The organism is Nocardia aobensis NBRC 100429 (assembly GCF_000308375.1).
GTDB classification, from domain to species: domain Bacteria; phylum Actinomycetota; class Actinomycetes; order Mycobacteriales; family Mycobacteriaceae; genus Nocardia; species Nocardia aobensis.
In genome coordinates this window covers 1-9,189 of record NZ_BAFQ01000037.1, presented here as the reverse complement: position 1 = coordinate 9,189, position 9,189 = coordinate 1, and the positions used below count along the sequence as shown (strand labels likewise).

Sequence of the window (9,189 nt, the reverse complement as noted above, 5' to 3'; positions counted from 1 at the left end):
AATCACGCGGACCGGCATGTTCGGCATCTCTCGGACCGGCATGCTCGGATACTCGAGGCTCGGCGCTGTCGGTCTCGCGCGGGCTGGATGTGTCGGCATCACGCCGCTCGGGGTCCCGTTGTACGGGCTCGGCCGTATCGCGCGGATCCTCGCCGTCTCTGCGCACGGGATCGGCAGACTGCTCCGCCGGATCGTCGGAACGTTCGGTCCGATCACCCTGTGCCGCATCGTGGTCGGCGGTCTCCGGTTCCTCGGCACGACGCGCTCCGGGCTCGTCCCCCACGGTCGGCTCGTCCCGCGTCCCGGCCTCGTTACGTGCACCGGGCTCGTCACGCGTCTCGACCTCGTCGCGTGTTCCGGCCTTGTCACGCGTCCCGGCCGCTTCAGGATCGTGGAGTGGCGTGGACTCGTGGTCGGGGGCTCTGGTCTCGTCGCGGGCGGCTGCTCGCTCGGGCCTGTGTGCGGCAGGCTGGTCGGATTTGGTTGACGTGCGGGTGGTTTCGGCGCGTTCGCCCGCACCGCGCGCCGGTTCGGTACCGCGTCCCTGGTCGGTGCGCGGTCCGGCACCGGCGCGGTCCCGTGGCTGGGCGGTCTCGCCACGGTCTCGCGATTGGGGGGCTTCTCCACGGTCTCGCGGCTGGGCGGTGTCCGCGCGGTCCGGTTTGGCGGTGATCCGCTCGCCCTCGCTCCCGCCGGCTCGGCTCGCGGCGCGCGGGCCCTCGGAGTCGCCGACCTTGGCCTGGACGCGCGGATCGGCGGCGGGGCGGGCCGCGGACGCGTCGGCCGCACCGGCTCTGCCCTGTAGCCGGGCGTCGGTGGCGGAACCTCGGCCGAGATCGGAGGCGGCGCGGCCGTCGGCGGCGGTTCGGGCGTCCGGAGTGCGCACCTCGCCGGTCCGGGGAGTCTCGGTACCGCCGGACGCGGGTCCGCGGGCGTCGATCGGCGAGGCGCCGGAAGCTGAGGTGGATCCCGTCGACGCGCCGGTTGTCGCGCTCGAACCTGTCGACGCTCCGGGTGCGGATGCGCTCGGACCCGACGACGCGCTCGGGCCGGACGACGTACTCGGGCCGGAAGAGGCGGCCGGACCCGACCCAGCGGCGGAACTCGCCGACTCGGCCGGGCCGGACGAGGGGGAAGGACCGGCCGCCGCACCTGCTTCGCTCGCGGCAGAGGTGGCGCCCGACGCATGGGATGCCGATTCAGAACCGGGTGTCGTTGCCGGGGCAGCGGTTTCGTGCGGGCCGCCGCTCAACGAGCCAGTGGTGTCCGCGGTCGTGGAGTCGTGTGCGCCACCAGGCACCTCGTTGCGGGCCGGTGGAGTCGGGGACGAGTCGGATACCGGACCGCTGGATGTCGCGGATTCGGACGGCGAACTGGACCCCTCCGACCCGGAACGCGCCGCCGAAGTTGTCGGACCGCTCTCGGTGGTTTCCGAACGATCCTGTGGCGCAGTCTGTTCCGGCGTGCCACGGGTCTCCGATGCCGGGCGCTCGTGGGTGCCCGCCGTCGTCGTCGGCGCACCCGCGTGGCTGTCGTGACCATTGGTCACCGGCCCGCCGCGCACGGGCCCGGAAGAGCCCCGCTCGCCGCCCGCACCGGCAGTCGAATCACCTTGTGGCACAGGGCCGTTGCCGTTAGCGAGATCGACGTGCGCGTTCGGCACGGTGCCGTCGTGGGTGACACCGTGCAGGTCCCCGATATTGCCCAGATCGGCGCGCGGCGCGTTCAGTTTCCAGAACGGTGAATTCTCGAAATGACTGTGCGCGAAATTGTGATTCAGCGCGGACGCCCCGCCCGTTATCGCACCGGCGCTGAACATGCGCCAATCGACGTGGGTGTTCTTCAGGTTCTTCAGCGCGGTATCCAGATCACCGTGTGCCAGATCGGAGGCGAACTGCCAGCCGACCGAGCCGCCGAAGGCCGCCACCGAGTTGACCAGGCCCGATCCGGCACCGATTCCCGCGCGGGTCAGATTGACGCCCCATTTCGAGGTGACGTCGCCGACCTCGTTACGGAAGGCGTTGCCGAATTTCTTGCCCATCGCCTCGCCGAAGGCGCCACCGGCGGCGCCACCGACACCGGCGGCGAAGGTGGTGACCTCGAGCTGCTGCCAGTCGATGCTCTTGCGGTGCCCCTCCCACACCTGCCACTGCTGCACCGCGAAATCCTGAATCGCCCCGAGGGCCGCGTTCAGCAGCACATGCCGGAACATGAAGCGCACCAATGCGTTCTCGGCCAGCCGGCCCGCCCAGCCCGCCATCGCGTCGAGCATCCGGCGCATCATCATCCGCACCGCGACGCGGGTCGCCACGATGATGCCGGCTTCCTCCGCGGGCGCGGTCGGCGGGAAGATCCATACCGCCGCGATATCGGCGGCGGTGATCACCAGCGTCGAATAGAACATCAGCTTGGTGTATTCGATCTGCGTACCGCCGCCGTAGACCGAATCCCCGACCTGATCGAAGTATCCCGCCAGCGCCTCCAGCGAATCCTTGCCGTGGCGCATGCTGTCGAATGTGTCGATCATCTGCTGCTGGCCGTCGCCGGACGGATAGGCGGCCAGCGTGGCGGCCTTGGCGTCGTCCATCAGGCTCAGGATTTCACGCAGCTCGCCGGCGGCGGTGTGCCAGTCGCCGGCCAGCGCCCACATATCGTCTTCGTTGCCGTGCGGCCATTCCATTCCGATGGCCGCACCCAGCCACTCGAGCCAGCTGGGAAACTCGATCATGCGCCGTTACCCCGGGTCACCAACTGGAGTCGGTGACCCGGCGTTCCGGTTCGACCGGATAGGTCTCCGCATCCGCGAACCGGAACTCGTCCGCGCCGTAGGCGGCCGTACGTTCCGGCGAATCCGGCGGCGCCAGTGAGGGTTCCGGTGCCGTCGGCAGCCGCACATCCGGCATGTCTTCGATCAGATCCGTGAGTTTGGGCAACCGGGCGCGGCGTTCCCGCAGCGGCGCCGTCAATTCGCGATGCCGCTGTGCCAGGTTCTTCGATGCCTGCTGGGCCGCCTCGGTCACCGCCCGCGCGATCTCGGAATAACTCAGATCCTCGATCCCGGCGCCGAATTTGGTCTCGATGACGGTCCCGTCGGCATTCACGCTGACCGTGACCCGGTTCTTGCGCACCGACGCGGTACCGGTCAATTCCGCACGGTCACGCTGAATTTCGGCGATTACCCGCAGTTGCTGTTGCGCCTCGCCGATGATTCCCGCCAGCTCGGCCTTCATATGCTCGTTCGTCATGGGCGCTCGATCCGCGGCCGCTCGATCACTGGAAGCCGTAGGTGTTGCCGTGCTCCATGGTCTCCAGATAGGTGGCGCTGTCGTTCTGGCCGTCGGAGAACTTCTGGAAGGCGGTGGAGAAGTTCCGTGCGCCGGTGACCATGTTGTCGTGCGCGGCGAGGTAGCCGTCGCCACTGCCGGTGCCCGCGAACTGTTTGCCCAGACTGTCGTCCCCCCAGCAGTTTCCGTACGCGGTGGTCTTGCCCTGCAATCTCGTCAGCACCTGCTCGATGTGGTCGCGCACATCCTGCGTCCTGCCGGCGGCCGTGCGGAGTTTCGCCACCTCGACCTCGATCTCGTCCGCCATCGTCCGTCCCTCCATCGCACTGCCGGCCGGCGCCCGTCGACGCTGGACTTCGACGATGGCAGTCGCGGGAAAATCGTCAGTGGCGCCGACGTGAACACCCGGTGGCCGGTCCCGGAAGCCACCACGAAACCCGTCTCCGCGGCCGGTATCCGATGATGGAGGGCATGCGAATCCTGGTACAGCGCGTCAGCTCGGCCCGGGTCACGGTCGACGACGAGGTGGTGGGACAGATCGACCCGCCCGCGATGGGAGTGCCGCACGGCCTGCTCGCACTCGTGGGTGTCACCGGCACCGACACCGCCGCGCTCGCGAAAACTCTGGCGGACAAGCTCTTTCGTCTGCGGATTCTGGACGGTGAGCGCTCGGCCGCCGATCTCGGCGCACCGATTCTGGTGGTCAGCCAGTTCACCCTCTACGCCGACACGGCGAAGGGCCGCCGGCCCTCCTGGTCGGCCGCGGCGCCCGGATCGGTCGCCGAACCGCTGGTCGACGAATTCGCCGCCGCACTGCGCGACCTCGGCGCCACCGTCGCGACCGGCCGTTTCGGCGCGCACATGCAGGTGTCGCTGGTGAACGACGGACCGGTCACGCTGCTGCTCGAGGCGTGAGCGGCGCGCTCACTCGTCCACCTCCTGATAGTCGTTCATCCGCTGCACGATGTGTTCGGCCTCGGTATCGATCCAGTCGATCAGCCCCGCCGAACCCATTCCGACGGCTACCGGCGCCGGTTCCTCCAGCGGAATCACGTAGCGGCCGTCGCCGGGCAGATCCCGCCACAGCCGGGCGACCGAGATGCGTCCGCGCGGACCGAATTTCGATCTGCCCTGCGTCAATCGGACGGTGCCGGTGTGAGTCGCGGGAATGTCGAAGAAAGCCGCGCTGGTGAGGCCGCGGTAATCGTCATCGTCGTCGGCGACCATGGAACCGCCGCCCGAGGTCCGGCCCGCGCTCTCGCCGATCTCGATCTCGATCGGCCCACGCCGTCCCGGTTCGGCAGCCGGCAGCAGACCGACGACCGTCTCACCGATCGCCCGCGGATCACAGGCGGTAATGGTGAAACCTTCGGCATGTTTGAGGGTTTCACCCGGCAACTGGACGACCACGAACCCACGGGAACCGAGCCGCCCGGCGTAGAAGCGCACCCGCTTGGCCGGATTGTCGAAGTCCGAGTCCTCCCATGCCTCCCCGCCGACCAACACCTCCGGCAGCACCATGGTGTCCACGATCGCTTCGAAGGCGCTGTCGCCGCGGTTCTCCAATTCCGCTCGGGTGCGGCGCCATTCGCGTTCGTACTCGTCCAGATACGGAATGCGGCTGGTGATGCTGAACATCGACGGCACCAGACCGAAGAATCGGGTGTCGCACAACACCTTGAATTCCAGGTCCGTCAGAGTCCACCTGTTCACATGTCCTCGTTCATGGTTCGATCACCGGCTTGACCCGGAACGGGGTATCGCCCATCGCGTCGTCCAGCCAGTCCGTGGAGGTCAGATACTTCGGCCGCCGGTGCTGGCCCTGCGGTCCGGAATTGCCCGCGCTCGAGGCCGGGGTCCCCGCCATACCGGGCTGACCGGGTTGTCCGGGCTGGCCGGCCTGCTGGTCGTACGAATCGTGCTGCCCCGCACCGTAGGAGGAGACGTCCGCCGGCAGCGATGCGCGCGGGAACTTGTCCGGTTGCCGCGGTTGGTCGAGTTGCCGGGGCGACGTCGCATCGTCGGGCCCGGTACCGTCGCCGAGTCCACCGCCTGCTCCCCCGCCGGTATCGGCGCCGCCACCACCGGCGCTGTCGCCTCCGCCACCGGGGTCCAGCTGTGCCGCGATATCCGACAGCCCCTCCATCCCCGGCGTGTGGCTGAGGTCGCGCAGCCGTTCCGCCAGCGAGTGCAGCGGATCGGTGGCGCCCGTGCCCGACACCAACTGGTCCAGACCGGGGATACCGGCCAGGAGATGACTCAGATCCGGATTGCTCGCCAGCAACTGGTCGAATCCGGGAATGCCGGACAGCAGTTGCCCTAGGCCGGTCAGGCTGTCGTGGGCGGTCTGCCCGAGCTGGTTCAGCGCCTGTTCGCCGCCCGAGAGCAGCGATTCGAGCGGGTTGGAGCTGCCCGCGGTTCCGCCGAGCAGCGATTCGAGCGGGTTCGTAGCACCTGTCTTACCGAGCAGCGATTCCAGCGGATTCGCACTTCCCGTCGTCGCGGAATCGCCGAAGGACGGCACCGTCTGCCCGAGGCTGTCGCCGGTCGTGCCGGTTCCGGCTTCCGTATTCTGTTCTCCCGCAAGCCCGGACAGGAGATCGTCGAGTGACGGCAGTTGCTGTTGGCCGTTCTTGGCCGCGCCGGCCCCAGATTGCTGCGTCTTGCCGAGATTCGACGGAATCGTCGACGAACCCGTCCCCGAGGTGGATCCGGTACCGGTCGACGAACCGGTGCCACTGCCGCTCGGACCCGAGTACGGCGTGCTGCTGGGACCGGAATTGCCGCCGGAGGATCCGCCGGTGTCACCGAGGCCGGCGGAATTGAGCAGGTCGCTCAGATTCGGGAGTTGCTGATTCGACTCGCCGCTACCCGGCATGCTGTCGTAGTTGCCCGGGATCTGCGAACTCTTGCTCGTCCTGCCGGACCCCGAACTCGCCCCGGATCCACCGCCGTAGCCGCCGCCCGTGCCGCCTCCGTAACCCGAGCCGGTGTAGTCGGAACCGCTGCCGTAGTCCGCGCCGCTGCCGTAGCCCTGGCCGCTCCCATAGCCCTGGCCACTCCCATCGCCCTGGCCACTCCCATAGCCCTGGCCGCTGCCGTAACCCGAACCACTGTCATAGCCCGAACCACTGTCGTAGCCGCCACCGTAACCGGAGCCACTCCCCGAACCCGAACTGTGGGACCCCTCTTCGTATCCGGCCTCGTAGCCCTGCTCGTAGGCCGCTTGGAGCTGCTGCGATGTGGCGCCGCTGCCGGACCCACTGCCGTAACCGGAACCGCTGCCATACCCCGACCCACTGCCGTACCCGGATCCACTGCCGTACCCGGATCCACTGCCGTAACCCGATCCGCTCCCGTAACCCGACCCACTGTCGTAGCCCGACCCGCTCCCGTAACCGGAACCGCTGTCGTAACCGGAACCGCTTCCGTAACCCGAACCGCTTCCGTAACCGGACCCGCTCCCGTAACCCGAACCGCTTCCATAGCCCGAACCACTCCCGGAACCGCTACCGGAACCGCTGCCCGATCCCGAACCACTGCCCGAACCGGATCCACTGCCCGATGTGCTGCCACCGCCCGTCTGACCCGGAATGGCGATCGTCGGAATCGTCGAGATCGTCGATTTCATCGGATCCGCGTAGTACTTCTTGTAATTGGCGCGGTATTCGTCGGTGTGGTGATGTTTGCAGCCCGTCTTCTCCGGTTGTCCGGGAGTGGGCATCGACTTGCGGGTCGCCTCGAGCCAGTCGCTGGTGTACCGCAAACTCGCACCGGTCACCTTGATGGCGTCGATCAGATCCTGCGTACTGTCCTTGTAATTGCGCACCGCGGTCACCGCCGCGGCCGACGCGGCACCGGTCCAGCTGGCTTGCAACTTCGCGATCTGGTCCGCGTAGGTGGCCATATTGCTCGATATCAGTTTCGACATCGAATCCCAGAAACCGGACAGATCCATCGGCGGCTGCGCGTGAATCGTCTGGCCCAGCTGAATCATCTGGTCCCAGTCCAGGCTGTCCGGATTCTCGATGTTGATGGTGACCGAATCGGTCTTACCGCCGTAGCCCTGAATCGCCTCGGGGAAACTCGGCATCGACCAGCTGTCGTCGACGAAATCCTGATTGAGGTCGGCGACCAGACTCCCCCCGTTCGAGGAGAGTTTGGGCGGCGTCACATTGCTGGTGACGTTCTTGGGTTTGGCGATCGTGTCGAAATTGAACGTCGAGTTGTGCTCGTGCGCGGCGAACGTCTTACCGGCGGCGACGAAGGTGTCGAACTGATCGCGAACCACATTCGCATGCGTCATCAGCGAGTTGTACAGTGCCGCACCGTGATTGCTGTAGACACCGGCGAGATCGCGGCTGGACTGCAGAATACTGAAGGCGCCGACCTCGTGCGCGCGAGTGTCGTGGACCGATTGCGCCAATGCCTCCAGATTGGCGACCAGCTGCGCCGCGGCATCGGTGGCGGCCTTGATGTCCTTCGTATCGAATTGCAGCACACCGGAATTCGCCGCACCCAGAATCTGGGTCCACTCGGTGGTATCCGCATTCGGCAACGTCATGATCAGCCTCCGAGACCTTCGGTCGAACCTTGTTCGGCGGCTCTGAACTGGTCGGCGGCCGAACGCTCACCCTCGGCGAACTGGAACAGGGCATCGGCCATGCCGTAGCCGCCGTCGACCATATTGGCTCGCGTCGCCTTGTACCCCTTGTCACCGTCGGCGAACTTCTTGCCGGACTTGTCGTTTCCCCACGGCTGGTTGGTGGAGTCGTTCTCGATTCCGGTGAGCGTGTTGTGCAGGGTGTCGATCACGCCCCGCACTTTGTGTGAGACGTCCTCGGGCAGGTCGGCGGCCCTGGTCAGCGCGTCGACATCCACCTCGATCTTCTCCGCCATTGTCAGTCCCTACCTGTGTGCCCTACATCTGGAACGGCTTGTCGACATTCGGATCGCCCCCGCCCGGATCGTCGCCACCCGGACTGTCTGCGGCCGCCGCGCGCGGTACAGGTGGAGGTTCGGCCGCCTCCAGCCACGCTTGCTCGCCCGGCGCATCCGGAGCGTCGTAATGCGCCGGCATCGGACCGATCTCCGGCACCTTCTTCGGCCGCGACTTCGCGCGATAGTCCTTACCCGGCCCCAGCGGTCTCCCCGGATCCTGCGGCTCGGCCGGATCGGACGGTGGGGGCGGAGCTGGAGCCGGACGCGACGGAGTCATGTAGTTCGGATCGGACGGATCGCGGAAACCACCACCGCCCTGACCACCGTCAACCGGCGGCTGCGGCGCCGGACGTGACGGGGTCATGTAGTTCGGGTCCGAGGGCTCGCGGAAACCACCGCCACCTTGCCCACCATTCACCGGCGGGGCGGGGGCCGGACGCGACGGCGTCAGGTAATTCGGATCCGACGGATCACGGAAACCACTCTGACCACCATTCACCGGCGGAGCAGGAGCGGGGCGCGAGGGAGTCATGTAATTCGGATCCGACGGATCGCGGAAACCACCACCGACCTGCCCTCCGGTGGAGGAATTCGGCACGGGGGCAGTCGGCGGGCCCGGTTGGGTGAACGGCCGGGAAAAGTTCGGCGGGCCACTCGGATGTTCCGTCGAATTCCCCACCGGCGCAGCGTGAATCGGTGCCGACGACGAGCTCACCGGCCCGCCCACCGACGCGCCCGGCTGCGTGAACGGCCGCGAGAAGTTCGGCGGATTACTCGAATTCCCCGTCGGCGCAGCGTTGATCGAGGGCGCCGGGCGAGAGCCGGGGGCCGCGTTCGCAGAGCTGCCGGCCGGATGCGGCGCCGATCCGTCGCCACCGCCCACCGGCGGAGCGGGGGCCGGTCGCGAGGGCGTCAGATAGTTCGGATCCGACGGTGAGCGGAACCCACCGCCGCCCTGGCCACC

Annotated in this window: 9 protein-coding genes; 1 reads left to right on the top strand and 8 read right to left on the bottom strand. The window is 67.7% G+C overall.

The window, feature by feature from the left end:
* The 3 genes from RJ03_RS04245 to RJ03_RS04235 form a co-directional block, all read right to left on the bottom strand.
* Positions 1-2,728: WXG100-like domain-containing protein (locus RJ03_RS04245; RefSeq protein WP_036498226.1), on the bottom strand; the 2,728-nt coding region annotated here is incomplete at its 3' end.
* 16 nt (positions 2,729-2,744) lie between these two features.
* Positions 2,745-3,245 (bottom strand): YbaB/EbfC family nucleoid-associated protein, encoded by a 501-nt coding sequence (locus tag RJ03_RS04240; protein WP_036498225.1) that lies wholly within the window; start codon positions 3,243-3,245, stop codon positions 2,745-2,747.
* 25 nt (positions 3,246-3,270) lie between these two features.
* Complete coding sequence (locus RJ03_RS04235; protein WP_157121665.1) at positions 3,271-3,591, bottom strand: WXG100 family type VII secretion target; 321 nt, start codon at positions 3,589-3,591, stop codon at positions 3,271-3,273.
* Positions 3,592-3,755: 164 nt separating this feature from the next.
* Between RJ03_RS04235 and dtd the strand changes: the two genes are divergently transcribed.
* Positions 3,756-4,199: a D-aminoacyl-tRNA deacylase gene (dtd, locus tag RJ03_RS04230; RefSeq protein WP_036498229.1), complete on the top strand. Its 444-nt coding sequence runs from the start codon at positions 3,756-3,758 to the stop codon at positions 4,197-4,199.
* Positions 4,200-4,208: 9 nt separating this feature from the next.
* On the opposite strand, the gene RJ03_RS04225 is transcribed toward dtd, so the two are convergent.
* The 5 genes from RJ03_RS04225 to RJ03_RS38040 form a co-directional block, all read right to left on the bottom strand.
* Positions 4,209-4,997: an ESX secretion-associated protein EspG gene (locus RJ03_RS04225; protein ID WP_051024295.1), complete on the bottom strand. Its 789-nt coding sequence runs from the start codon at positions 4,995-4,997 to the stop codon at positions 4,209-4,211.
* A gap of 10 nt (positions 4,998-5,007) precedes the next feature.
* On the bottom strand, positions 5,008-7,848 hold the full coding sequence (locus RJ03_RS36915; RefSeq protein WP_063820336.1) for a PPE domain-containing protein: 2,841 nt from the start codon (positions 7,846-7,848) through the stop codon (positions 5,008-5,010).
* A gap of 2 nt (positions 7,849-7,850) precedes the next feature.
* Complete coding sequence (locus tag RJ03_RS04215; protein ID WP_036498223.1) at positions 7,851-8,183, bottom strand: hypothetical protein; 333 nt, start codon at positions 8,181-8,183, stop codon at positions 7,851-7,853.
* A gap of 22 nt (positions 8,184-8,205) precedes the next feature.
* On the bottom strand, positions 8,206-8,589 hold the full coding sequence (locus tag RJ03_RS04210) for a hypothetical protein (RefSeq protein ID WP_036498222.1): 384 nt from the start codon (positions 8,587-8,589) through the stop codon (positions 8,206-8,208).
* A 406-nt stretch (positions 8,590-8,995) separates the two neighbouring features.
* On the bottom strand, positions 8,996-9,189 hold a 194-nt coding region (locus RJ03_RS38040), incomplete at its 5' end, for a hypothetical protein (RefSeq protein WP_218000920.1).

Bases quoted from the DNA above. Each gene is read 5' to 3' on its own strand.
- RJ03_RS04240 (WP_036498225.1), bottom strand. From the start codon at position 3,245: ATGACGAACGAGCATATGAAGGCCGAGCTGGCGGGAATCATCGGCGAG.
- RJ03_RS04235 (WP_157121665.1), bottom strand. From the start codon at position 3,591: ATGGCGGACGAGATCGAGGTCGAGGTGGCGAAACTCCGCACGGCCGCC.
- RJ03_RS04210 (WP_036498222.1), bottom strand. From the start codon at position 8,589: ATGACCCCGTCACGTCCGGCGCCGCAGCCGCCGGTTGACGGTGGTCAG.
- RJ03_RS04215 (WP_036498223.1), bottom strand. From the start codon at position 8,183: ATGGCGGAGAAGATCGAGGTGGATGTCGACGCGCTGACCAGGGCCGCC.
- dtd (WP_036498229.1), top strand. From the start codon at position 3,756: ATGCGAATCCTGGTACAGCGCGTCAGCTCGGCCCGGGTCACGGTCGAC.
- RJ03_RS36915 (WP_063820336.1), bottom strand. From the start codon at position 7,848: ATGACGTTGCCGAATGCGGATACCACCGAGTGGACCCAGATTCTGGGT.